Genomic DNA, 25238 nt, shown 5'->3' with positions numbered 1-25238 from the left:
TTACCCTTGCCGCCATGAATGTTCTGATCATCGAAGACGAAGAGTGGACCGCCCGCCAAACCACCCAGTTCCTGCGCGAATACGCGCCGCAGGCCACCGTGGCCGGCGTGCTCAAAAGCGTGGGCAAGGCCCTAGACTGGTTTCAGCAGAACCCGATGCCGGACCTGATTTTCTCCGACATCGAGCTGCTCGACGGCAACGTATTCACGCTCTACAGCCAGGTGCGCATCACCTGCCCCATCATCTTCGTCACGGCCTACGACCAGTTTCTGCTGCAGGCCTTCAAGGTCAACGGCATTGCGTACCTGCTGAAGCCCTACGACGGGCAGCAGTTTCAGGAAACCCTGGCTAAGTACGATGCGCTGCGCACCAGCTTCACGCAGGCGGTTCCGAGTGCCCCGGCGGCGCCCGCCGGCCTCAACGAAGCCCTGGTGCAGGAGCTGAGCCGGGCGCTGCAGCAAAACGCGCGTGCCTACAAGCAGCGCTTTTCCGTGCGCATGCGCAACGGCCTGTATATTCTGCCCGTCGACGACGTGATGTACCTGCAGGCCGACGAAGGCGTGGTGTTTGCCACCGATAAGCAGTCCACGCGCTACCCCCTTACCGGCACGCTCACCGACCTGGAGCGCCAACTCGACCCGAACCGTTTTTTTCGCATCAACCGCTCGGAGTTGGTCAACATCGAGTACGTAGAGAAAGTGGAGCCGTACTTCAATAACCGTCTTTCGGTGAAAATGAAAAACAGCGACGCCGCGCTGGTTACCAGCACGGCACAGACGCCCGAATTCCGCAAGTGGCTGGAAAGCTAGCAGCTAGTCGCCGTGCGCTTGGGCAAACACAAATTTGGCTTCAGCCCGGGCGTTAAGCTCACCAGCTGCTAAACTGATTTATACTTATAAAAACGCATTACTAAACCCAGAGCCTCGCTCTATGTTACCCTTCTGACAGTATGCAAATTAGGCTAATGGGCCTATTGCAAGGGCCGGATTTTATGCAGAACTTTCGGGTGTCCGAAGCCGCCGCGACACCATCGTAGCTCTTTCCCCAGTACACGCGTTTCACCTAGCAAAAATACCACTATGAGCCACCTTGACTCTATTGCGTTGTTGCCCTCTTCCGCCTCTACTCCGGTGCTCGGCATGGCCGAGTCGCTTATTGCGGAGTTAGAAGAAAGCCTTGTGCTGTCGTCGGTAGCTGACATCATCATCAAGTGCTTTTCGCCGGACCCTCTGTAAGACGGCCCACCAGCGCTAAACCGCTACCAGTCATTAAATTGCATACCACGCCCGACGCCTTACAGCGCCGGGCGTTTGGTGTATAAGGGGCCAGCTGCCGCACGTATGCGTTTTACCGGCGGCAATCGGCCACAAGCCCGGCTCACCGAAGCTGCCACCGCCGTGCAAGTAGCCTCCGCAGGGCAAACGCCGCGAAAAAGCGAGTCAGCTCGACCGGGTTTTCCACCGGTTAAAGCGAATTTTCTTTGACTTCATCGGAAAGCGACGGGGCCGCTTCAAAAGGAGCCGCATCTTCGAAGTACGCTCTTGCACCGCCCAGACGGCGTCAGAGGCTAATCAGCTTCTTTGAAACGAGTTTGGGCTGTGTACCCCGTTCCGCCTTTCTGCGCTATGAAAACCGCTGCCCTCACCCCTTCGGCGTTGCCCGACGTCGAGCCTGACACGGCTACCCCGCGCGAGGCCTACCTCGCGCGGGTGGCAGCCATGACAGCTCGTTCACGGGAACAGGCCGACGGGGCGCGCAGCCAGGCCCCCGGCGGCCTACCCTCGCACAACTACCTGCTGTGCTCGGCCAACCGCCGCAACTACCTGCCCGACTACCCCAGCACCGACGCGGCCTTCTACGAGCACGTGCTGCGCCACCGCGACTGGGCTTCGCTGGACGAAGGCGAAGACCTGGCCTATTTTCTAACCCGTTTCACCGGCGATACGTCGTTTTTGGCCGATGTGCACCAGCGGCCGCGCGTGTTCTGCACGTTCCACCTGGGCTCCTACCGCGTCATTCACCATTTCCTGCTGCGCCACCAGGTGCGGTTCACCCTGGTCGTCGACCGGGCCACGCTGGAGCAGCAGGGCGAGAAGTTTGAGCAGTTGCGCGCCCAAAACCCGGCTTTCCAAGGCGGCGAGTTCCGCCTGCTCGACGCGGAGTCGCCGAGCATCGGCCGGCAGATGATGCGTGAGGTAAAAGCCGGCCGCAGCCTGCTGTTTTACCTCGACGGCAACACCGGCGTAGGCGGCATGCACCGGCAGGACGACAAGCTGGCGCTGATTCCCTTTCTGCACGGCCGCATCTACGCACGCAAGGGCATTGCCTTTCTGGCTCACCTCACGGGCACGCCTATCGTGCCACTCGTGTCGTTTCGCCACAGCGCCGACGAGCTGGAAACGCATTTTTTTCCGGCCATCGAGCCCGACCAGGCTCTGCCGCGTGAGCAATTCGCCGTCGATACCACCCGTCACCTGTTCGGGTTGCTGGAGCCGACGGTGCGCCGCTACCCCGAGCAGTGGGAAGGCTGGTTGTACATGCACCACTTTGCCGATGTGCACGGCTTGCGCGAGCAGCACCCGCCGCTACCCAGCCCGGCCCCGGAAGAGCTGACCGGCCCGCTGGCTTTCCATACGGCCCGCTACGGCCTGTTCGCCCACGCCGAAGGTCCGCAGCTATTTGATCGATTGACTTACCAGACGTTTGGCATTTCCGACAAGCTGGCCACGCTGCTACAGCAGCTCGACAGCTTGCCCCTAGAAGTGCATCAACGCTTGGCCATGGCCCCGCTTTTTCGGGATTTATGGAGCCGGCAGGTGCTGATACCCGCCGCCCGCCGCTCCTGAAGCTCCGCTTTCCGTGAGTTCCTTGCCGCCTGATTATGATTCTGGTTCTCAGCCCCCCCGACGACGAACAAGGCCCTGAGCCCGTGCTCGAGTGGTTGCGCGCGTACGGCGCTAGCTTCCTGCGCATCAGCAGCGCCGACCTGGTCGACATGCCGCGCTCATGGGTTATCGATGCGACTCGCGGGGACATTCTGATCAACGGCATCAGCCTGCGCGAGCAGGTGCACGTGGTGTGGTACCGGCGGTTTTTCGATTTTTTTGGGGACGCCCTGACGGCCGCTCCCGCCGCGGCCGGCGCTCAGCACACCGCCGATTCGTCCCACCTGGCTCAGTTACTCTTCGATGTGCTGCGCAACAAGCTGTGGCTGCCGAACTATCCCGCTCTGCACCAGGCCCACAACAAGCTGGCTACCCTGCAGCTAGCCCAGCGCAGCGGGCTCCTAACGCCCAATGCGCAAGTGCTCAGCACCAAGGCCGACCTACGGGTATTTCTGGCGGCCAACAACGACCAGCTCGTAACCAAAGCCGCCGAAACCAACGATTTGTTTCCCGAACCGTCGATTGAAACCGCGGCGCTGCCGGCCCAGATCAGCGCGGCCGAGCTCGAAGAATTGCCCGACCAGTTTCTGCCCACGCTGGTACACGCCCGCCTGGAAGCTGCCTACGAGCTGCGCGTATTTTACCTCGACGGCTCGTGCTACGCCACGGCTATTCTGAATGAGCCGCTGAGCGACGGCGACGCATCGGTAGCTTCCCTCAGCGAGCTGTACGGCGCCCCGCCAACGCAAGTGGTTCCCTACCAGCTGTCGACCACCATTGCCATGCGCATCCGCAACTTCATGCGGGCCGCGCGGCTGCGCACCGGCTCGCTGGACCTGCTGCGCACGCCCACCGGCGAGTATGCTTTCCTCGACGTGAACCCCGTGGGGCAGTACCTGTCGCCCTCACACCAATGCCATTACCGCCTGGAGCAGCGCATTGCCCAGTGGCTGATTGCCAACGACCACCCGCCCGTCGCACGAGCCAAAGGCCCGACGACGGTGCACGCGCCGCGCAGCTTTTTTCGCTAAGCCCGGCTTGATCGGCTGACCGCCGATGCAGCAACTAGCTACGCTTGCCGGATTAATGTCCGGGCAGGTGGCTACCGAGCACTGTTTTGCCGGTGGCCACCGTCAGAGCATCTTCGATAAAGCCGGTCCAGGGCTCTTGCACGGGCGTGCGCGCCGCCGTGAGCTTGCGCAGGTACAGCGCGGCAAACGAGCCGGCTACCGCGCCCAGCCCACCAAGGGCAGCCCCCTTCAGCAGGCTCCCTCGGTCGAGCTTGTGCAATACGGCGCCGACCAGCGCCCCCGAAAGCACGCGGCCGCTGAGCACCGGCGCTATGGTGCGGTCGGGCATGTTGGGGAGCTTGTCGCTGGCCATTTCGGCCCCGGCCAGCAGCGTCAGGCCACGTGCTACCCCTTGGGACTGTATCCAGCGCAGCGACGAGTGCGCCAGACGGCCGGAGGGGTTGTCGCGCAGTGCGTTGCTGAGCAGCGCGGGCGCCGTCATGCTGCGCATGCCCGCCACTACGCCCATGCCAAAAGATTTCCAGGTAGCCGAAGAAGAAGCCATAGCACGCGAGGTAAAGTTGATGCGTGCTTTAACGGGCGCCACCGGCTGAGGGATGGATTCGGGCTGCTTTTTCGTGGACGGAGGCATTCGCAACGCGCCGACCTGAGCATGAGACCTTGGCCATAAGACTCACCACGTACAGGCGGACTTTAATTACTTGAAGCAGGCAAATTGCTACAGTTCTACTTCCGCAGCAGAAAGGGCCCGAGCACCAATGCGTCGAGTCCGGAAGCGAAGTAGCAGTCCAGCGCATCGGCCGGCGACTCCACCAAGGGCATGCCGTTGACGTTGAAAGAGGTATTGAGCAGCACCGGTACGCCGCTCAGGGCGCCGAACTGCAAGAGCAGGCGGTGAAACAGCTCGTTATCGGCGGCTACCACGGTTTGCAGGCGGCCGGTGCCATCGTCGTGGGTGACGGCCGGCAGGCGGCGCTGGGCTTCCGGGCGCAGCGAAAAGACCTTTTCCATGAAGTAGGCCGTTTCGCCGGCGGGCAGGTCGAAGTATTCGGTTTGGTGCTCCTCGGGCACGGCTGGAGCGAATGGCCGAAACGCTTCGCGGTACTTGATGCTGGCGTTGACGCGCGCTTTCATGTCGGCACGCGTGGGGTCGGCAAGGATGCTGCGGTGGCCCAAGGCCCGCTGGCCCAGCTCGGAGCCCCCCTGAAACCAGCCCATTACCAGCCCGGCGTGCAGCAGCTCGGCGGCGGCGGCAGCCATGTCAGCGGGGCGGGTGTAGCTGAGGCGGCGGCGCTGCAGCTCCTGCTCCAGCGCGGCGTCGGGATACGCACGGCCGAAGAAGTTGTGCCGCGTGGGCTCGGCAGCCGGCAGCGCGTGGCCCAGCACAAAGTGCCGCCCGTAGAGGGCGCTGCCGACGCTGATGCCGGTGTCGTCGGGGGTGCCGCCGATGAACACGGCCTCGTAGGGCGTGTGCTGGCGCAGCTTGCCGTTGAGCACGGAATTCATCAGCACGCCGCCGCCGAGCACCAGCCGGCGGCGGCCGGTGCGGGCGTGCAGATTGTGTAGCAGCTCAAACACAACTTCCTCGGTGATGCGCTGCACGGCGGCCACGATGTCGTACTCGCGCTGCCCGGGCTCGGCACCGGGCGTCAGCGGCGGGCCTAGTAGCTCCACCAGCTTGGGCGAGTAGTAGTGCGGCGTGAAAAACAGGAAGAACTCGAAGTAGCGCAGATCCAGCTCAAACTGCAGCCCCTGCACGCTGATGAGCGGACGCAGCTGCTCGTAGTAGGTGCGCCAGTTGCCGCGGGCCGCCAAGGCCATAATCTTCCACTCGTCGCTGTTGGGCCGGAAGCCCAGGAAATCGGTGAAAGCGGCGTAAAACAGGCCCAGGGAGTGCGGCGTGCGGTTGGCGGCCAGCACTTCCAGGTTCGTGCCGGTGGCTGAGCCGATCAGGCCGGTGGTGGTTTCGCCGAAACCGTCGGCCACGAACACATCGGCCTCGGCCCAGCCCGCGGGCACGAAGGCGTTGGCGAAGTGCGCGTGGTGGTGGTCGACGTAGTGCACGCGGGTGCGGCGGCCGTTGGCGTGGTGCAGCTCCTGGCTCAGGCCGCTGACACCGCCCTGCATGGCAGCAAGTTCGTTGAGCACCAGCTGGGCCAGCTTGCCGCGGTTCTGAAATGCGTCGGCCAGCGCCTGGGAGGGCTGGCTCAGGTAAGGCGCCGGGTTCCAACCGATAAACACGTCCGTTACCTCCTCGAGCCCGATGCCGGCAGCCTCGCAGCAGTAGCGAATGGCTTGGCGCGGAAAGGATTTGTCCTGCTTCTGGCGCGTGAGGCGTTCCTCGGCAATGGCGACCTGCACGCGGCCATCGGCCCCGAGCAGGCAGGCCGAGGAGTGAAATCCGCTGCAATTGATTCCGAGAATGACTGGCTGCATGGCCCGCACGGCTGAAAAGTGAACCCCGCGCCGAAATTACACCGTAACGGCGGAGCCACGGCCCAGCACTTGCGGGAGGCGGAGCAAGCCGGACCGAAACGGCCGTTCGCAGTCGGCGTAGCACCAACGGCTTCGGCCCGCGCCGCTTCGGTGGTAAGGCACGCCGTTACATTTGCTTTCATGCGTTTCTCCCTTGCCACCACCGGCCTGCTCGCCCTCGGGCTGCTGGGCGCCTGCCACATGACAAAAACCAGTACTTCAGCGGTTTCAGCTCCAAACCCTGCCGCTCCCGTGTGGCAATCCGATGCCTATACGCTTTACCGGGATTCGCTCACGCAGGGCCGCTTCACGGCGCGGGCTCGTTCGCGTCACGAGTTAACATCCGATTACCAAAGCCCTGCCAATGAGTTCCAGAGCCCGCAGGTGAGCTTCAAGTTCAGCCTCAACGGCCAGGACAACGAAATGCCGCCCGGTCAGGACCACGTGTTGGTGGCCGTGCCCAAAGCCGGCGGCGAGGCTCTGGAAACGCCCGTCATCGTGTTTGGGCAGCAGTACGTGGACCGCACGCCGGTGCCGGCCAACGCCTATCTGGCGCCGAATACGCCGCTGCGGATTCGGCTGGACCTGCGCCCGGTGCTGGCCGCCTTCAGGCAGCAGGGCTACTACCAGCTCTACAACGGGCAGAAGCTGTACCAGCAGGACTTCAAGCACGTCTTCGTAGCCGGCAACACCGCGCCGCTGAGCTGGGACTTCGACAACCTTATCCACAAGCCGCAACTGGAGCTGCACGACGCGGACGGCGACGGGATTTACGAAACCACCCTCACGCTGAATGCCCGCGCCGACGCACCGACCACGGCCAAAGCGTGGCAGGCCAGCCTCGACGTATCGGCGCTGCCGCAGTACCAATCGGATTACCCGCTGCTCGACGCGCTCTACCGCCTGGCGCTGGAAGAGGCCAAGCGCGCTGTGGAGCCCGACGGCACGTTCCGCACCGGCGAGTCGTGGGCCGGCGTATGGACGCGCGACATCAGCTACAGCATTATCCTGGCGCAGGCCGCCTTGCAGCCCGAGGTGGCCAAGATCAGCCTGCTGCGCAAGGTCAGCGCCAAGGGCCGCATCATTCAGGACACCGGCACGGGCGGGGCCTACCCCTGCTCCACCGACCGCCTGATCTGGGCCGTGGCCGCCTGGGAAGTCTACCTCACCACCGGCGACGAGGCCTGGCTGCGGCAGGTGTACCCGATTATCAAAAACTCCATCGAGGACGACGTGCAGAACGGCATCTACGACTCGCCAACCGGACTGGTGCGCGGCGAATCGTCGTTTCTGGACTGGCGGGAGCAGACCTATCCGAAGTGGATGCAGCCGGTAGATATTTACCAATCAGAAACCTTGGGTACCAACGCGGTGCACTTCCAGGCCAACCAAGTGCTGGAGCAGATGGCAGACCGCCTGGGTGACGGCGCTACCGCGGCCAAGCACCGCGCTTTAGCCGCGCGTATTGCCGCCGGCCTGAATCAGCATTTGTGGCAGGCCGAGAAAGGCTATTATGGTCAGTACCTCTACGGCCGCAGCCAGCTGCTGCTCTCGCCGCGGGCGGAGGCGCTGGGCGAGGCCCTGAGCGTGCTCTACGGTGTGGCCGACGCCGAACGGGCCCGCACGGTGGTGCAGCGCACGCCCGTCATGGCCTACGGCGTTCCGTGCATCTACCCACAGATTTCGGGCATTCCGCCCTACCACAACAACGCCGTGTGGCCCTTCGTGCAGAGCTACTGGGGCCTGGCCGCCGCTCAGGTGGGCAATGAAACGGCTTTTATGGAAAGCATTGCCGCCGTGTCGCGCCCGGCGGCGCTGTTTCTCACCAACAAGGAAAACTTCGTGGCCTCGAACGGCGACTTTGCCGGGACGCAGGTCAACAGCTCGGTGATGCTCTGGAGCCTCTCGGGCGCGCTGGGGCTGGTGTACAAGGGCCTGTTCGGCATGGATTTTCAGGCGGTGGGCCTCACGTTTCGCCCCTTCGTGCCGCAGGCGCTGCAAGGCACGCGCCGGCTCACCGGGTTCCGTTACCGACAAGCCACGCTGGATATCGAGCTGACCGGCTACGGCCGCACCATCCGTCGCATTGCCCTAGATGGCCAGCCCCTGCCCGAAGCCACCGTGCCGGGCACGCTCAGCGGCCCGCACACGGTCCACATCGAGCTGACCGACGAAGCCCCGACCGCGGCCACGCAACACAAAGTGCCCCACCACGTGGCGCCGATGACGCCGGCCGTGCACTACCGGGCCGGCCGCCTGAGCTGGGCGCCGGTGGAAGGAGCTAAGGCCTACCAGGTGCTGCACAACGGCGAGTTTGCGGCCCGCACCACCGAGACGGAGTTTGGCGTGCCCGCGCCCACCGCCTACACCGAATATCAAGTACTGGCCGTGGATGCGCAGGGCTACGAGAGTTTTGCCAGCGAGCCACTTGCCATTGAGGTCAACCGGTTTCGCCAGCTGGTGGAGCTGGAAACGGCTGCCACCAAATCCGGCAAACCTTACCCAGGCGCTACCGGCCGGGGCTTCGTGGAAATCAGCCACACCGTAAACCGCCGCCTGACCGTGCGCGTGCCGGTGCCGGCCGCGGGCCTCTACGCGCTGGATTTCCGCTACGCCAACGGCAACGGCCCCATCAACACGAGCAACAAGTGTGCGATTCGGACGCTGCGACGCGGGCCGCAGCGGCTGGGCACGGTGGTGCTGCCCCAGCGCGGCGTGGGCGAGTGGTCGGATTGGGGCTATACCAACCCCATCGTGGTGGAGCTGCCGCAGGGCACACACACGCTGACCCTCGATTTTGACCCCGCCAATGAAAACATGAACGGCGAAGTCAACCAAGCCATGCTCGATCATCTTCGCCTGACGCGCCTGCGGTAAACCCATTGGCTACTGCCGGCAAAAGACGGTTTGCAGGCGGCCAGTCAGGCCGTCTTTATCGGCTCCGTATTCCTTCGTAGTTAAATATTTTTTCACCCTATAATCACTGATTATCAGGTTTGTTGTGGAGTTGTTGTTTGCTTACGCAAACGTTTGCGCTACCTTAGCCTAACCTGGACGCATCCTCATCCGTATGCCAGCCCCCAAGCCTCTCGCTCTATGAAACCCACCACGACCACCGCCCTCACCGACATCACCCGGGAAGCCGATGTAAAATTTCTTGTGGATAACTTCTGCGAGAAGGTGAACCAGGACGAAGTGCTCAGCCCCGCCTTCAAGGCCGTGGCACGCGTGTACTGGCCCCAGCACTTGTTTACGCTCTACAATTTCTGGAGCACCATGCTCTTCGGTGCCAAGCAGGACAAGAGCGAGGCGGCGCTGCCCAAAAACCTGGGGCTGCCTACCGAAGGCCCGCTTTGCCGCCGCTGGCTGCAGCTGTTCGACGCTACGGTGCAGGAGCACTTCGCCGGCCCCAAAGCCGAGGAAGCCAAAGTGAAAGTATTGAAGCTGGCTTCGTTGTTCGAGCCGAAATCCTCGCTCACGACGCTGCAGGCCTAGCCGTACCGCCTGCCCTCAGCGACCAAGATACCCACCCTAAGCGGGTGCCAGCCCGGCAGCTGGCACCCGCTTGTTGTTTTAGGGGCCCGCGCCTAATGCGAAGACGCGCCCACCCGCCGGCTACCCTATCCGGAGGTTGAGCGCGTCGGGCGCGGCAAAGGACAGCGGCCCGTGGGGCGGGGCTGTCGGGAAAAAATGGCAGGAGCGGCCGCCCTTTACGGATAGCCAGCGACTTGTTTAGAGTTGCCCGGCTTGTACCTGCAGCACCTCCCGGGCCATGGCCAGGTTGGTGGCGTGAGCATTCACCGCGAGGTAAATGAACTTGCGGCCGCCGTCGGCCAACCGCATCAGGTGCAGCTGCGAGGACAAGGAAATCAGAATGTCCTCGATGTGCTCGTCGATGAGGTTGAGGGCCGTGAGGGCTTTCTGCTTCTGGCGCACCACCTCCGCGTTGAATGCCGCGGCCGTGGCCGGGGCAATGTCGGCGGAATTGGAGTGGGCGGCCAGGCTGGTGCCCGTGCGGGCGTCCACCACGGCCACGGCCAACAGATCGGGCAGGGCGGCCAGCACGTTCTGCACTACCTCGCCGGCGCCGGCCACCGCGTCGAGGGCAGCCAGGCGGGCACGTTTGGTAGCAGTTTTTTTACGATACGACTTCGGTTTCACGGAGTGAGCGTTAGGCCCCGTGCATTGCCGCGGATTAGAAAATAAACCAGCGGCGCTGCTTGGCGCGGGGCGTCAGGGTTACGTTGGCCTGAGCCGAGTTTTGCACTTGCAGCTCCTGGTCCTGGTAGCCGCCGTAGCCGTACACCAGCGTCTGCTGGCCGGCGGGCACGCGCATGGTGTAGGTACCGCTGGCATCGGTGCTCACGCCGAAGCGCGTGCCCTTCTGCAGCACGGTAGCACCTACCAGCGGCTGGCCGTCGTGGCCCATGATGCGGCCTTTCACCGTCACCATGCGAATGGCGCTGGCGGCCTCAGCAGCGGGCGCCAGCGTGAGGTCGGTGGTTTCCACCATCGGTAGGTTGTCGGTGGGCAGGTTGTTGTTCGGCAGGTTGGTGCCGGCAAACACCATTCCGCCCACCAGCGCAGCGCAGGTCACCAGACCAGCGGCGCGGCGGCGGAAGCGCTGCGGCTCGGCCTGAATGTGTAGGATCTGGCGCCGCACCCAGCTCGGGGCCGCTTCCTGGGCCTCGTTCTGGATCTGGTGCCAGCGCGTGAGCGTGTCGTGGGCCTGGTCGGCGTCGCGGCGCAGGTATTCTTCCACGGCGCGGGCCGAAGCCTTGCTTAGGTCGCCGCGCAGGTACGCGTCGCGGTACACCGGCAGCAGCTCGCCGGTTTGTGGGTCAAAAGGAGAAGCAGTTAATCTCATGCAAGTGGTAGTAGAGAAGGAAAGGGTAGATGCTTATTGAGGGGCAGCGGCCAGCCCTGTCGGCGCCCGTCTCCGCTTGCGTGGGGTCGGTACTTGCTTCAGGCTTCACAGGTGCGCAGCACCTCCCGGGCAATGCCCAGGTTAGTGTCGCGGCAGTCCACGGCCACGTACAGCACGCGGCGCCCGTCGGCCAGCACGCGCAGCAAGTGAAACTGGGTGCGCAGCGTAATCAGGATGTCTTCCAGCGCCTCGTCGGTCTGCTGCAGCGCGGCCAGCGCCTGCCGCTGCTGCTTCACTACTTCGGCATTGAAAGCAGCCACCTTATCGGGGTTTAGCTCGCGCGCGGTGGTGTAGCTGGCCAGCACCTGGCCATCGGCGATGCGCACAACGGCGGCCGCGAGCAGCTCGGGCAAGCCCGCCAGCACGCGGTGCAGCACCTGTTCGGCGGCCGTGCGCTCGGCAGTGGCCGCGCCCACGCCCACCACCCGGTGCAAAACCGGTCCGGTTAGCTTCTGAAGGAAAGGAATGTTCATGGCAGCCTCCCGGATGGCTCCGGGCCGGAGCAGGTACGCCGCAGGCAAGCAGGGCCGGGTAGCCCGTCACGGTTCGCAGACCGCCACGGGCTACCCAAGCTGCGCCGCCAGCCATGCGGCATGTTATGTGAGGGCAGGTAGAGGAGGGTACTCAGGGCACCTAAACACCGCCGGCCAGCCCTGTGCTGCCGACCGACGGCATCCGGTATTAGTTCAGATGAGCCGAGTGCGAGCGAAGGATTTCGCGGGCAATGGCCAGGTTCGTATCGCGCGAATTCACCACCAGGTAGATGAACTTCGAGCCGGTGCTGTTCAGCTTGATCAGGTGCAGCTGGTTGGAGAGCGTGATGAGGATGTCCTCGATGTTCTCACCGGTCAGCTTCAGGGCCGACATGGCTTTTTGCTTCTGCTTTACCACTTCGGTGTTGTAGGCCGCAGCGGTGTCGGGGTTGATGCTCGGCGAGTTGGTGTGCGAGGCCAGCGACATGCCGGACGTTACGTCCACAACGGCAATAGCCATCAGGGTGGGCAGGTCGTCGATGACGCCTTGTACCAGTTTGCCGGCGGGGTTGTTGACAGAGTAAGCCATGGGAATGGTTTATGTGAGGTTTGTGAAATTGTGTTTGTCCAATTTTTAACTTAACTCATCGACTCTTCATCGGCTTACCACCTAGTCTTTCCCGGGTTATCTAAACCCAAACCAGAGCACGACTCCAATCGCATCGAATCAGCTAAAAACCAGCCGTTTTGCTTTTTCAAAGGTCCTCATTGTCACTACCCAAAAAAATGACCACGGTCAATTTTCATTTTGATTCTCGTCAAAAACCACAGTTTAACAAATCCTAAATAGTACTAATCACGTATGTGCTAGGTTTGTCCAAAGCAAACGGGCGCCCCCGTTCAGGAGGCGCCCGTTTTCATTACCCTTAGCAGCACTGTGTGCGGCTTATGGCTTAATCGTACTGCGTAGAAATCTGCGTTAGAGTCGCGGCGTTGAGAATGGTGATTTTACTGCCCTTGGTGGCAATCAGTCCTTCTTCCTTGAACTCCGATACCAGCCGGCTGGCCGTTTCGGTGGCCGTGCCGATAAGCGAGGCTAAATCGTCGCGCGAGATGGGAATGTCGCAGCGGGCCCCGTCCTGACAAAAGGTGCGGTGCAGCAGCAGCAGCGCCCCGGCCAGCCGCTCGCGCACGGGCTTGTAGGTCATGTGCAGCATACGGGTTTCGGTGTCGGTGAGCGACTCGCTCAGTTGCCGCAGCAGCGCCTGGGTAAACTGCGGATTCTGCTGCATCAGGCTCTGGGCATCGGGGCGCGGCACCATGCATACCACGCAGTCTTCCAGCGCCACAGCCGAGCAGGCATACGGCGCGTCGCTCAGCAGGGAGCGGTAGCCCATCGTGTCGCCCTCGCGCGCAAAGCGCATGATCTGCTCCTTGGCGTCGCCGCCGGTTTTGGTCATCTTCACCTTGCCCTGGAAGATGCAGTACAGGCTGTTCAGCCGGCTGCCCTCGCGGAAGATGACCTGTCCTTTTTGATAAGTCTGAAAAGTCTTGCTGGCCGAAACCAGGTTTAGTTCATCGAGTTGGCAACAGCCCAGCAGGGCTTGTTGCCGACGCGGGCAATCCTGGCAATTGGAAGGAGCAAGCGTAGGCGTGTTTCGCATAGAAGAGGAATCGGGCGGCTGTTCCGAGGGCAGCAGTTGCCCAACGGGTAATAGTATTGGCCGACTACCTCTATGATTAAGGGCGCGGCTAACTGGCACGGCATTACAATTTTGCGGCCGCAGCAGCTGATGGTCCTACCAAATACTTGTCTACCGGCTAAATACTATTGACAACCTGTCAATTAACGCATTAATGAGTTGCTAAATATTTAATAAATACGAACGAGAAAACATAGTTATGCACCTATCCTTTCCCATATTGGCATAAATCACAAAAACACGTTTCCCAAAAACGAACAAAACCCCTCTTACCTCGCCTAGCTGGCAAGGTGACCATTATAGATAAATATAGTACAATATGACTAAGCGACTGAAACTTTCGGATAAGCTGAACTAGCCACGTTGCTTAGCATTAAAATGCTGGTGTAGAAAACGCTCGAGCACTTCGTAATTGCTGTAGTCAGCGGCGGCAATGCGTATCCGACTGCCGTGTTTAAAATCTAAATGCAGCATTTCCGCTGTGGTACCCCTGCTGGTTACTCGCACTGACCACCAACCCATCAGCGTACTCATAGGGTGTTCGGCCAGCACGGTGGCTGGCAACTGCAGCAGTTGAAACCGTTCTGCGTCTATAGCCACGCGGTATTGCTTGAGCGAGGCAGCGTAAGCGAGCAGCGGTACTGTCAGCAACCCTACCAACAACACAGTTCCCCAAACCTGGGATGGCTCCGTTCGGGCATTACCGCTGCCCAGACCCAGCAAGCACGTTGCCCACAGTAGCAGCGCCACGAAGTAGCAGCTGATCTTGGTGGAACGGTTAGTCGATTCGGCTTGGAGCATATGCGCAGGTCTGGAAAATAACAAAAGCCGCGTCCCCGAAACCGGGGACGCGGCTTTTGCCTTACGGACGAAGCCAGACTTACACGCCCAGCAGCAGGCGCATCGGGTCTTCGAGCAGCTCTTTCACGCGCACCAGGAACGACACCGACTCGCGGCCGTCGATGATGCGGTGGTCGTAGCTCAGCGCCAGGTACATCATGGGGCGGATGACCACCTGTCCGTTTTCGGCGATGGGGCGCTGCACGATGTTGTGCATGCCCAGAATGGCCGACTGTGGGGCGTTGATGATCGGGGTGCTCATCATAGAGCCGAACACGCCGCCGTTGGTGATGGTGAACGTGCCGCCGGTCATCTGCTCGATGGTGAGCTTGTTGTCGCGGGCCAGGCCAGCGAGGCGGGCAATTTCTTTCTCGATGCCGTCGAAGCTGAGCTGTTCGGCGTTGCGAATTACCGGCACCACCAGCCCTTTCGGGGCCGATACGGCGATACTGATGTCACAGAAGTCGTTGTATACGATGTCCGTGCCGTCGATCTGCGCATTCACGGCGGGCCATTCCTGCAGGGCCACGCACACGGCCTTGGTGAAGAACGACATGAAGCCCAGGCCCACACCCTTCTTCTCCTTGAACTTGTCCTTGAACTTGTTGCGCAGGTCCATGATGGGCTGCATGTTCACCTCGTTGAAGGTGGTGAGCATGGCCGTTTCATTTTTCACCGCCACCAGGCGGCGCGACACCGTCTTGCGCAGGTTCGACATCCGCTCGCGGCGCTGGTTTCGGCTGCCAGCGGCAGCGGGAGCTTCCTGGGTAGCAGGAGCCGCGACCGGCTTGGCGGCCGGAGCAGCTGGCGCGGCAGCCGGAGCAGCGGCTTGCGGCTGGGCCTTCAGCGCGTCTTCCTTGGTGATGCGCCCGTCGCGGCCCGAACCCTGCACATTAGCAGCGTTGATGCCTTTCTCGTCGAGGATCTTGCCGGCAGCCGGCGAAGGCACGCCCGAAGCGTAGGTGGCATTGCCGCTAGGCGCGGCAGCTTGAGCCGGAGCGGCAGCAGCGGCCTGGGCCGGAGCAGCCGCGGGAGCTGCGGTCGAAGCGCTGGCGCCAGCACCTTCGATGCGGGCAATAACGGCGCCGATGCCGATGGTTTCGCCTTCTTTGGCCACATGGCGCAGTACGCCGGCCGCTTCCGAGGGCAGCTCAAACGTGGCCTTGTCCGACTCCAGCTCGGCAATGACTTCGTCCTGAGCCACGGTAGCGCCATCGGGCTTCAGCCACTTGGCTACCGTCACCTCCGTGATGGACTCGCCCACGGCCGGAATCTTCATTTCCTTGGTTTCGCCGGCACCACCACCAGCGGCGGGGGTAGCAGCCGGAGCCGCCGTCGGCGTGTTAGCCGAGCCGGCTTGCGAGCCGCCGTAGCCCGACTGATTGCTGGCCTGCGGATTCTGCTCGCCGGCATTTACTGGGTCGGCCTGCGGGGCCGCAGCAGGAGCAGCCGCTGGTGCGGAAGCAGCCGCGCCGTCGCCGCCGATTTCGGCAATGACGGTGCCGATGCCGATGGTTTCGCCCTCGGCCACGCGGATTTTCAGCGTGCCGTCGCCTTCGGCGGGCAGCTCGAAGGTAGCCTTGTCCGATTCAAGCTCGGCAATGACTTCGTCGCGCTTCACGGCCTCGCCGTCTTTCTTGAGCCACTTGGCGATAGTGACTTCGGTGATAGATTCGCCGACGGCGGGTATTTTGATTTCCAGAGCCATGTACTAGCTGGTGGGAATGATGTCGATGGTGGGAATTTAGAAAGCCGAAGCGGAAATTAGCGCCGTAGCGCAGACCGAAGTCCGCGCTACGGCGCTGTTGCTTTAGTCCGTTACGTCCTTCTTGGCCGTTTCGGCCGTGGCCTTGATGTTCTGAGCAGCGGGAGCCGCCGTTTCGAAGGCACGGGCCACGATGTTCTTCTGCTCCTGCACGTGCACCTTGTTGTAGCCGGTAGCGGGCGAAGCGGAGGGCTTGCGGGCCACCACGTCGTTCAGCTCGCGGCGCAGGAAGCGCAGCATGTAGTTCCAGTAGCCCATGTTTTCGGGCTCTTCCTGCACCCAGATCAGCTCGGCTTTCGGGTACTTCTTGAGCTCCTCGGCCAGCTGCACCTGAGGGAAGGGGTGCAACTGCTCCAGGCGCACGATGGCCACGTCTTTGCGTTCCGACTTGGTTTGCTCCTCGAGCAGGTCGAAGTACACCTTGCCCGAGCACAGCAGCACGCGCTTCACCTTCTTGGGGTCGGCGTAGGTGTCGCCGAGCACTTCGCGGAAAGTGCCGGAGGTGAATTCCTCCACCGGCGACACGCACAGCGGGTGACGCAGCAAGGACTTGGGCGACATCACCACGCAGGGCTTGCGGAAATTCCAGACGAGCTGACGACGCAGCAGGTGGAAGAAGTTGGCCGGCGTAGTGATGTTGGCCACCACCATGTTTAGCTCGGCCGAGAGCTGCAGGAAACGCTCGGGGCGGGCGTTGGAGTGCTCCGGGCCCTGGCCTTCGTAGCCGTGGGGCAGCTGCATCACCAGGCCGTTCATGCGCTGCCACTTGCTTTCCGACGAGGAAATGAACTGGTCAATCATCGTCTGGGCGCCGTTGGCGAAGTCGCCGAACTGGGCTTCCCAGATAGTCAGCGCCGTCGGGTTGGCCATGGCGTAGCCGAATTCGAAGCCCAGCACCGCGTACTCGCTCAGCAGCGAGTTGTAGATAGCAAGCTTCTCCGGCTGCCCGCCTTCGATGTGGTTCAGCGGGGTATACGGGGCCGAGGTCACCGCATCATGTAGCACCGCGTGGCGGTGCGAGAAGGTACCGCGCTGCACGTCCTGGCCGCTGACGCGCACAATGTGGTTTTCGAGCAGCAGCGAGCCGTAGGCCAGCTGTTCGCCAGCGGCCCAGTTGAGCACCCGCGTCTCGAAAAACATCTTGTTGCGCTCCTTCAGCAGGTTTTCGATCTGCTTGATGGGCTTGAAGCCTTCCGGAATGGTGGTCAGGGCCTTGGCCACTTTCTGCACCACTTCTTCGCTCACGCCCGTTTCCGGCGACTTATTGAAGTCTTCGGCCGTAGCGCGGCGCAGGCTGCGCCACTCGTTTTCCAGCGGCTGGTACTTATAAGGCAGCGGCTGCTGCTTCACCATATCGAGGCGGGCCTGCAGCAGGTCGCGGAACTCGCGGTCCATCTGGTTGGCCAGCTCCTTGTCCACGTCGCCGCGCTGCACCAGCGTGGCGTTGTACACCTCGCGCGGGTTTTGGTGCTTCGAGATGATGTTGTAGAGCGAAGGCTGCGTGAATTTCGGCTCGTCCGACTCGTTGTGGCCGTGGCGGCGGTAGCACACCATATCGATGAAGATATCGGCGTGGAACTGCTGGCGGTACTCCGTGGCCAGCTGCACCGCAAACACGACGGCCTCGGGGTCGTCGCCATTCACGTGCACCACCGGCGCGTCAATGATTTTGGCCAGGTCGGTCGAGTAAATCGACGAGCGGGCGTCCTCGAAGTCGGTGGTGAAGCCCACTTGGTTGTTGATGACGAAGTGCAGGGTGCCGCCGGTCTTGTAGCCTTCCAGCTGCGACATCTGCGTCACTTCGTAGCCGATACCCTGGCCGGCCACGGCCGCGTCGCCGTGAATCAGGATGGGCAGGATTTTCTTGTAGTCGCCGCCGTACTGGTGGTCCAGTTTGGCGCGCACGAAGCCTTCCACTACCGGGTTCACCGCCTCCAGGTGGGAGGGGTTCGGGGCCAGCTTTAGGTTCACTTTCTTACCACCGGCCGCGTCCACCTCCGAGCTGTAGCCCATGTGGTACTTCACGTCGCCGTCGCCCATGGTCAGGTCCGGTACGGCCGTCCCCTCGAATTCCGAGAAGATCTGCTCGTAGGTCTTGCCCATGATGTTGGCCAGCACGTTCAGACGGCCGCGGTGGGCCATGCCGATCATAACTTCCTCCACGCCCAGCTCGGCGCCCTTTTGAATGATGGCGTCCAGCGCGGGAATGGTGGTTTCGCCGCCTTCCAGCGAGAAACGCTTCTGGCCCAGGAACTTCGTATGCAGGAAGTTCTCGAACACCACCGCCTCGTTGAGCTTGCTCAGAATACGCTTTTTGTACTCCACGCCTGGGTTGAAGCTCAGCGAGTCCTTCTCCACCTTGGTGCGGAACCAGTCGAGCACCTGCGGGTCGCGGATGTACATGTACTCGAAACCGATGGTCCGAGTGTAAATCTTCTGCAGCGCGTCGATGATGTCGCGCAGCTTGGCATTGCCGCCGAGGCCCAGCAGCTCTCCGTTCTTAAAGGTCGTGTCGAGGTCGGCGTCGCTCAGGCCGAAATCGGCGAGGCTCAGGCGAGCCTTGCGGTCCTTCCGCTCGCGTACCGGGTTGGTGCGGGCCACCAGGTGGCCACGGCTGCGGTAGGCGTGAATGAGGTTGCGCACCGCCGTTTCCTTATCAGTCGAAACCGAATCGGAGGAACTGATGGCCGTGCTGCCCAGCGTGGAGGCCGATTTCGTCAGCACGCCGGTGCCGGTGGCTTGCTCCGCGCCGTCTTCCGGGTACGTCTGCGAGAAGTCGAAGCCTTCGAAGAATTTGCGCCAGCCAAAGTCTACCGATTCTGGATCAGCCTTGTAGGCTTGGTAGAGCTGGTCGATGTACTCGCCATGCGCGTTGGCGATATAGGAATATGCGTCCATGTGAACGGCTATGGTGGGAAAGCAAATGTAAGGCGTATTCAGCCAGGCGCAAATCTACATTCGCATACACGAATCTGTTTGTACTTCAACTCATAGCACAACAACCCGACAACTCCCGTTGTTAGCTAAGACACTTCACCAGAGCTGAATCTGCAAGAAAAGAATTTTAGCTAACGCAACGGCCCGCCCAAAGTTGGGCGGGCCGGCATCAGGATACGGAATAGCGCGAAACTCACTTCGGCAACGCCATTTTGAACAGGCGGTACGGCTGGTTTTGTTTGCCAACACCTTTATTCCAGGTAGGCGTCTTATGGATGGCCGATGCGGTAACGTATAAGGTATTATCCGGCGTGAGGAAGTAAGTATCCGGCCACTGCAGGCGCGGGTCCTTGGCCAGGGTCTCGATTTTGCCATCAGGCGTGCGGCGCACCACGGCATTCTGCTCGATGGCAGTGATGTAGAGGTTGTTGTTGGCGTCGATTTCCAGCCCGTCGCAGGCAGGCGTCTTGCCCAGGTTTTCCACTTGCGCCCCTAGTTGCGCTTCGCTGAGCGAAGCATTGCGCAGGGCAGCCGTTGGAATGCGGTAGAGCGTGTAGCCGGTGACGGCGTGGTAGTACAGGTGCTGGTTGTCGCGGCTGAGGGCAATGCCATCGGAGTGCAGCTTGGCGGGCTTGCCCATGGGGTCGAGCATGGGGTTGCCTTCCACGTTCAGCCGGATGTCTTCGGCCTTCACCGACGGATGATTGGTCAACACCCGCCGGGCCTTCTGCGTCTTCAGATCAACTACTACCAAGCCGCCTTGACTGGACTCGGTGATGTAAGCGTAGTTGTGGTCAAGGTCGATACGCACGTCGTTGAGGTAGGACTTGCGCGGGGCCACCGTCTGGTCGAAGCGGATGGTCTGCACCACTTGGTTGGTCTTGGGGTCGATTTTGACCAGCTTCGGTCCGCCGGGTACGGTGTACTTCAGGCCGGGCGCGGCGGGGTCGAGCACCCACAGCATACCGCTGCGGTCTACGGTGGCGGCCTGTGGACTGATCCAGTGCTTCTCCGGCTCGGTGCGCACCGAGTCATTCCACATACACCACTTGGCGTCGGGATAGGGCTGCACGGAGTTGTCGGGGCCGAGGATGGCAATGGGGTTGACGGGGTTGTAGTCCCAGCGCGGCGACACGATGAGCACCCGCTGATCGGGCAGCACGGCCACGCCCACGAATTGCGGTTCGCGCAGTTCGCCAACGAGTTGCAGCGGCGAATTGGCCGGAGCCTCGGGCGCCGCGCTGGCAGTGGCAGTGGAGTCGGCCGACGCGTTTGAATTGGTTGTCGTACCTTTGTCGGCGCCAGCGTTGCAGCCCACCAAGGTGGCAGCAAGCAGCACGGGCCCTAAAGCGGCCCGGTGGATGGTAGCGAAGCATCGCATAGTCAAGCGGTGTTTGGTGTGGTAGTAAGAAGTCAGCATGTTCCCTGCCGAGCAGGAATGGCTTTACTACGCGGCTTTTACCAGCGCGTTCGGCAGCGGCTACTGATGCGGCCCGGCATCTACTCGGCTCAGCACTAACCTTTCCGGAAAGGCGGCCGTTTAACGACTTCTTCTGCCTGCTGGTCTACTCCAACGAGCTATTTATATAATTTAGTCAATAAATTTTGTGATTAAATACAAATAAAAACCTAACTTAACCAACTCTGAACCCGGCAAGCGAGGCCAATCGGGCCTTCTTCATTCATATGATTTCCGGTCGCGCGACGGCTGGACCTTACCCTCCCCAGGTGCAAGCGGGAGTGCACGAACCCTAACGTCATGTCTATCGCCTTTTTTCTGCTGTACCTTTTTCTCCCCACCCCCACTCCTACTCCTTCTGTTCCCCGGCACTTGCCCACTGCGCACCTGGCGCCGCGCGTGGCAGCAGTGAATCCAGCGCCAGCTTCCAAGCCAGTAGCTTATCATCCACCCAAGAAGCTACCCACTTACCACGTAACGGCCACCGTTTATATGGCCGAAGTCGGCCAAACCGATGACGAACCGTTCGTCACGGCCGACAACTCCCGCATTTCGCCCCACCAAACCCATAAAAGCCGCTGGGCCGCCCTTTCGCGCGACCTGCTGAAGCAATGGGGCGGCCCCTTCACTTACGGCGACTCGGTGCGTATAAGCGGCATTTCGCCGCAGCTCGACGGCGTATATATTATCCACGATACCATGGCCCGGCGCCACAAGCACTGCTTTGATGTGCTCGTGGGGGCCAACGAGGGGCACTTGTCCGATATGTGGCACAACGTGCGCCTGACGCCCGTACCCGCCCGCCCGGCTCCTCAGCCGGAATGGCAGGCTGGCTAAGCAGCTTTCATTCTTGCTTCGTTGCCATCGGCCGCTGCCAATAGCAGCCGTAGAGCAGCGCATTGCCTACCCATTTGCCTAATGCCTGCGGGATGCTTGCCCGGTCGTGCCACTATGCCCGGCCCGCACGAGCGACCAGCAACAAGGCCGGGGCCTTCTTCCGCGTCGCTCGCAGAGGAAGGGCCCAGCTTGGTTTACAGACAACAGGACAGGCGCTTACGCCGGAAATGTGGTAATCGTACGGGGCTGCCCAGCGTCGTCGTAGAGGTAGCTCATCGGCTCGCGCGGGTCGGCCAGAATCGTGCGCAGCTCTATCTTCCAAGGCAGCCAAAGCTCTTCCAATGTTTGGGCGTAGGCCATGTTGTCCCAGGGGTTGAACACCGAACCGGTCACGTCGTCTAGGAAGGTGTCCATCACCAGCACCTCGTCGCCGGGCTTGACGGCGCGCGGGAAGTACTCCGGAATGGCGCTGATGAGGTAGGCGCCGTAGTACACGCGAGCCTTGAACTCAGCTAGTTGTATCGGGTGCAGGGGCCGGGTGCGGGCGTCATCGTACACGCGCTGCATCACGTGGCGCAGCATGTCGTTGTCGAGCAGGCAGCTGATGATGGCCACGTTGCCGAGGCGCAGGCTGAAGACCATGGTGGCCAGGTCATCATCGTAGGCGAAGGCGGGCCCTTCGGGGCCCACATTCACGTCGAGGATGAACACGGAGCCAGGCGTGAAGTCGTCGAACTGCATAGGCACACGCAGGCCCTGCAGCACCTGGAAAAAGGAGCGGAAGCGGCTAAACAGCGAGCGGTTTTCGGCCAGCGGGTAGCGCGGCTTGATGAGTGGCTCCAGCTCGCGCGCCAGCTCGTTGACGAAGATGCCATAGAACATCTTGCCCAGCCACAAAAACAGCGTCTGGTCGTCGAGCTGGCGCAGGCCGGCGGGGTCAGCGGCGGTAGCGGCTTCCACGCGGGCTTCTACCGCCGCTACGTGCTGCTGGCACTGCTCGCAGCACGGGATGGTCAGCTCGCGGAAGGTGGTGGTACTTTGGTCGAGCAGGCGGATTTCCTTGTCGGCCAGGCCGTAGCGCTGCATCAGCCACGGGGCAAACACCGTCACGTGCTGGTGGGCGGGGTCGACGGGCGTGCCGCACAAAAAGCACGCGGGCGCCACCAGTTGCATGCGCTCAAACGGGTCGTAGAGCGTCAGGTCGGGCGAAGAAGAAGCTGCCATAGGCCACAAAAATACGCGACCCGCCGCAGCCGGAGGCTTCCGGCGCGGCGGGTCGGGCATACATGTGCAGCTAAGCCGCTGAGCGTTAGCGCGACAAGGAGGAGCCGAGTTTGATCAGCAGCTTGCCGAGCTGGGCCAGCGGCGGCCCGTAGCCGGCCGAAGCGTCGTCGGCCACCTTGCTGGTTTCGGCGCCGAGCGTCGCCAGGGTTTCGGCGATGCTGTGCGAATCCGCGTCGTTGCTGGTGAGCTGTTCGCGCAGGTTGTCCAGTTCTTTGATAATCTTGGCCAGGCCCGGCTTTTCGCTGGAGCGCAGCACTTCGGCCCACCGGTCGATTTCGGTCAGGCCATATTGGTTGGCCTGCGTGGGCACGCCTTCGCCCAGCAAGGCCAGCGTGTCATCGATTAGGGCCGAATGCTGGCCGTCGGTGACGTCGAGCGGAGCCTGAAACTCGGGCGTATGGGAGGGGGTGGGCGTGAGGGAGTCCATAAAGAAGCGAGAAAAAACAGTCGAACAAGGGCGGCGGCCGTTTGCGTATACTTCGCCTGATTCCAAAAAGTTGAGTTCAGAAGCGCACCCCGCGCTTTTCCGGCGGCGGCCGGCTCCGCTGGCCACCTACGCTGCTACATGCTGCACGTTTTCCTACCTGCTCCCTTTCCCGACGCGGCCCGGCAACGCCTGTTCGAGGCCGTCTGGGCCACGTTGGACACTCCCGCGACACCGCCCACGCTGTTGGCCGGCCAGGTACCGCTGCCCAATGGCGCCGTGGCCGATGCCGTGGTGGTGCGTCCGCACAGCCTCACGGTGCTGCTGCTCCACCCCGGCGGGGGCCTGCTGAGTATCCCCGACTTTGCTGGCGCCCCGTGGCTGCTCAACGGCCAGCCGCTGCCCGACAATCCGTTTCAGCAGTTTCAGCAGCTGCAGCCGGCCCTGCTGCAGCTGCTGGGCCCGTGGCTGCCGCCCGATGCCGTTAACCCACGTTTCGTTACTGGCCTGTGGCTGGCGGCCGAGCCCGTGCGTTTCGCGGCGGACGTGGAAGTCAGCATGAGCACCGCCCCCGAAGCCCGCCAACTGCAACTGGTAGCCGACCTCGGGCGCCTGCCCCGCCGCCTGGCGCAGCTGGCTACTCCGGAAATTGACCTGACGGCGGCCGACATCAGCCAGCTCGCTGATGGGCTGCAAGCCGCTACGGCTGTGGCGCCCAGTGCTTCCCTCTTGCCGACGGAACCCACTGCCGACGCCCCTACGCTGGGCACGGTGATGCAAAACACCGCCCGCCAGCTGTGGCGCTGGCTGGGAGCTGAAGACGTGGACGAGCTGCCGCCCGATACCTATGCCCTGGCCGCCCGCGGCGAAGACCGCAAACACGAGCTGGAAGCGCAGCAGGTGGAGCTGCAGCAGCAACTAGCCGAGCAGCTACGCGCCATTGAAGCCCGCGAAGCAGCTCGGGAACACAGCATTGCGCAGCTGCGTGCCGAACTCGCGCAGGCACAGCAGCAAGCAGCTCCCAACACGGCCGAACTGCAGGCGCGGCTGGCGGCTGAAAACCGTGCGCACGAAGCCGAAGAATCCCGGCGGCAGACCTCCCAGGCCGAATGGCAGCGCCGTAACCAGGACCTCGACGCGAAGATCAACGCGCTTGAGCAACTGATTCAGCGGCTCCAAACTGCTCCAGCGCCCGCGCAATCGACAGCCGCTTCCATTCCCGATTCGGTGGCAGCGACTGTGGTAGCGCCTAAGGTAGCTGCAGCGCCCACACCTACCACCCAAGCTCCGCCGTCCGCCACTGCGTCTTCCCCCGCTGCCCCGCGCCCGGCGGGCGCTTCGCCGCTACCGGAACGCCTGCGCGCTTGGCTAAGCCGCTTGCCCTTGCGGGAATGGGGACAGAAGCTGCGGCGGCGCGGCCTGGCGACGGATCATTGGCTGGCCATGGTCGGGCTGGCGGTTCTTGGCTTTGGCGCTATGATCTGGCTGGGTACCCAGGGCTTTACCCGCGTACCTCCGGAACCGTATCAGGCCAACGGCCGCTGGGGCTTCAGCAAGCACGACAAGCCCGTGATAGAGGCCAAGTACAGCTCAGTACAGCCGTTTCAGGAAGACCGGGCCGTGGTGGAGCAGGATGGGGCCTTTGGCGCGGTGAATCCTGAAGGCGAGGAGGTGGTGCCGCCAACCTATGACGCGCTCAATTCCTACGCTGAAGGCTACGCCCGGGTGCGCATCGGTCAGCTGTACACCTTCATCGATCAGAACGGAGAGGAATTCAGCCACTACTTCTACAACGCCTACGACTTTTCGGAAGGCTACGCGCCAGTGCTCGACCGCCGCGGCTGGTTTTACATCAGCGGGCCCGATGCCGGCGTACCGGAGCACCCGCGGCTGTTTCAGGAAGCGTACCCGTTTCATGACGGGCTGGCCCGCGTGCGCAAAAACGGCACGTACACCTTTATCGACCGCGACTACCTCACCGACACCACCCGTCACGACACGGCCCCGTTTGGCCGCTACGAGCAGGCCACAGATTTTACCGACGGCAAAGCCCGCGTACGTCAGCACGGGCGCAGCTTTTACATTGACAAGGACGCCGAGGAAGTAAAACCGTAGTGCGCGGCGGGCCGGACGGGGTCTGATAACACTGGAGCGTTCCTGCTTCGATCCGTTCAGCAGGACGCTTAGGAAAGCTTTTA

At 62.3% G+C, this 25238-nt stretch carries 21 protein-coding genes; 8 read left to right on the top strand and 13 right to left on the bottom strand.

Annotation, left to right across the window (positions count from 1 at the left end; genetic code table 11):
• The first annotated feature begins 14 nt into the window (after positions 1-14).
• From B0919_RS14570 to B0919_RS14560, 4 genes are all read left to right on the top strand, one after another.
• Positions 15-809: a LytR/AlgR family response regulator transcription factor gene (locus B0919_RS14570; RefSeq protein WP_078013007.1), complete on the top strand. Its 795-nt coding sequence runs from the start codon at positions 15-17 to the stop codon at positions 807-809.
• 294 nt (positions 810-1103) lie between these two features.
• A complete protein-coding gene (locus tag B0919_RS25870; RefSeq protein ID WP_262490552.1) occupies positions 1104-1235 on the top strand; it encodes a hypothetical protein in 132 nt (43 codons plus the stop codon).
• Between the two features lie 390 nt (positions 1236-1625).
• Positions 1626-2846, top strand: a complete 1221-nt coding sequence (locus B0919_RS14565) for a hypothetical protein (protein WP_078013006.1) — start codon at positions 1626-1628, stop codon at positions 2844-2846.
• 35 nt (positions 2847-2881) lie between these two features.
• The gene (locus tag B0919_RS14560; RefSeq protein WP_078013005.1) at positions 2882-3916 is read left to right on the top strand and encodes a RimK family alpha-L-glutamate ligase; all 1035 of its coding nucleotides are present in this window, start codon (positions 2882-2884) and stop codon (positions 3914-3916) included.
• A 52-nt stretch (positions 3917-3968) separates the two neighbouring features.
• On the opposite strand, the gene B0919_RS14555 is transcribed toward B0919_RS14560, so the two are convergent.
• Both B0919_RS14555 and B0919_RS14550 read right to left on the bottom strand, forming a co-directional pair.
• A complete protein-coding gene (locus B0919_RS14555) occupies positions 3969-4460 on the bottom strand; it encodes a DUF4126 domain-containing protein (protein ID WP_139362138.1) in 492 nt (163 codons plus the stop codon).
• A gap of 182 nt (positions 4461-4642) precedes the next feature.
• A complete protein-coding gene (locus B0919_RS14550; protein WP_078013003.1) occupies positions 4643-6352 on the bottom strand; it encodes a carbamoyltransferase in 1710 nt (569 codons plus the stop codon).
• A 180-nt stretch (positions 6353-6532) separates the two neighbouring features.
• On the opposite strand from B0919_RS14550, the gene B0919_RS14545 reads away from it, so the two are divergent.
• A complete protein-coding gene (locus B0919_RS14545; RefSeq protein WP_078013002.1) occupies positions 6533-9268 on the top strand; it encodes an MGH1-like glycoside hydrolase domain-containing protein in 2736 nt (911 codons plus the stop codon).
• Between the two features lie 219 nt (positions 9269-9487).
• Positions 9488-9886 (top strand): group III truncated hemoglobin, encoded by a 399-nt coding sequence (locus B0919_RS14540; RefSeq protein ID WP_078013001.1) that lies wholly within the window; start codon positions 9488-9490, stop codon positions 9884-9886.
• Positions 9887-10123: 237 nt separating this feature from the next.
• Here B0919_RS14540 and B0919_RS14535 read toward each other — a convergent pair whose 3' ends face one another.
• The 9 genes from B0919_RS14535 to B0919_RS14495 all read right to left on the bottom strand — a co-directional run bounded on the left by B0919_RS14535 (position 10124) and on the right by B0919_RS14495 (position 20417).
• Positions 10124-10552, bottom strand: coding sequence for a hypothetical protein (locus B0919_RS14535; RefSeq protein WP_254846582.1), 429 nt, complete (start codon positions 10550-10552; stop codon positions 10124-10126).
• Positions 10553-10586: 34 nt separating this feature from the next.
• Positions 10587-11258: a carboxypeptidase-like regulatory domain-containing protein gene (locus B0919_RS14530; RefSeq protein WP_078012999.1), complete on the bottom strand. Its 672-nt coding sequence runs from the start codon at positions 11256-11258 to the stop codon at positions 10587-10589.
• Between the two features lie 98 nt (positions 11259-11356).
• Positions 11357-11791, bottom strand: a complete 435-nt coding sequence (locus B0919_RS14525; protein WP_254846581.1) for a hypothetical protein — start codon at positions 11789-11791, stop codon at positions 11357-11359.
• Between the two features lie 208 nt (positions 11792-11999).
• Complete coding sequence (locus tag B0919_RS14520) at positions 12000-12380, bottom strand: hypothetical protein (RefSeq protein WP_078012998.1); 381 nt, start codon at positions 12378-12380, stop codon at positions 12000-12002.
• Positions 12381-12744: 364 nt separating this feature from the next.
• Complete coding sequence (locus B0919_RS14515) at positions 12745-13455, bottom strand: Crp/Fnr family transcriptional regulator (RefSeq protein ID WP_078012997.1); 711 nt, start codon at positions 13453-13455, stop codon at positions 12745-12747.
• 393 nt (positions 13456-13848) lie between these two features.
• Positions 13849-14295 carry a hypothetical protein gene (locus B0919_RS14510; protein WP_078012996.1) on the bottom strand — a complete coding sequence of 149 codons (447 nt, stop codon included), beginning with the start codon at positions 14293-14295 and terminating at the stop codon, positions 13849-13851.
• A 79-nt stretch (positions 14296-14374) separates the two neighbouring features.
• Complete coding sequence (gene odhB, locus B0919_RS14505; RefSeq protein ID WP_078012995.1) at positions 14375-16042, bottom strand: 2-oxoglutarate dehydrogenase complex dihydrolipoyllysine-residue succinyltransferase; 1668 nt, start codon at positions 16040-16042, stop codon at positions 14375-14377.
• A 102-nt stretch (positions 16043-16144) separates the two neighbouring features.
• The gene (locus B0919_RS14500) at positions 16145-18997 is read right to left on the bottom strand and encodes a 2-oxoglutarate dehydrogenase E1 component (protein ID WP_078012994.1); all 2853 of its coding nucleotides are present in this window, start codon (positions 18995-18997) and stop codon (positions 16145-16147) included.
• 232 nt (positions 18998-19229) lie between these two features.
• A complete protein-coding gene (locus B0919_RS14495) occupies positions 19230-20417 on the bottom strand; it encodes an L-dopachrome tautomerase-related protein (protein ID WP_176133056.1) in 1188 nt (395 codons plus the stop codon).
• Positions 20418-20795: 378 nt separating this feature from the next.
• Here B0919_RS14495 and B0919_RS24790 point away from each other — a divergent pair, with 378 nt between their 5' ends.
• A complete protein-coding gene (locus B0919_RS24790) occupies positions 20796-21332 on the top strand; it encodes a hypothetical protein (protein WP_139362137.1) in 537 nt (178 codons plus the stop codon).
• Between the two features lie 216 nt (positions 21333-21548).
• On the opposite strand, the gene B0919_RS14485 is transcribed toward B0919_RS24790, so the two are convergent.
• Positions 21549-22556, bottom strand: coding sequence for a hypothetical protein (locus B0919_RS14485; RefSeq protein ID WP_078012991.1), 1008 nt, complete (start codon positions 22554-22556; stop codon positions 21549-21551).
• An 85-nt stretch (positions 22557-22641) separates the two neighbouring features.
• Positions 22642-23043: a hypothetical protein gene (locus B0919_RS14480; RefSeq protein ID WP_078012990.1), complete on the bottom strand. Its 402-nt coding sequence runs from the start codon at positions 23041-23043 to the stop codon at positions 22642-22644.
• 138 nt (positions 23044-23181) lie between these two features.
• On the opposite strand from B0919_RS14480, the gene B0919_RS14475 reads away from it, so the two are divergent.
• On the top strand, positions 23182-25155 hold the full coding sequence (locus tag B0919_RS14475; protein ID WP_078012989.1) for a WG repeat-containing protein: 1974 nt from the start codon (positions 23182-23184) through the stop codon (positions 25153-25155).
• Positions 25156-25238: the final 83 nt, after the last annotated feature.

Origin of the sequence: Hymenobacter sp. CRA2, from assembly GCF_002007105.1 — a bacterium.
Taxonomy (GTDB): Bacteria; Bacteroidota; Bacteroidia; order Cytophagales; family Hymenobacteraceae; genus Solirubrum.
The sequence above is the reverse complement of the archived record's forward strand: the minus strand, read 5'-3'. Positions and strand labels throughout refer to the sequence as shown.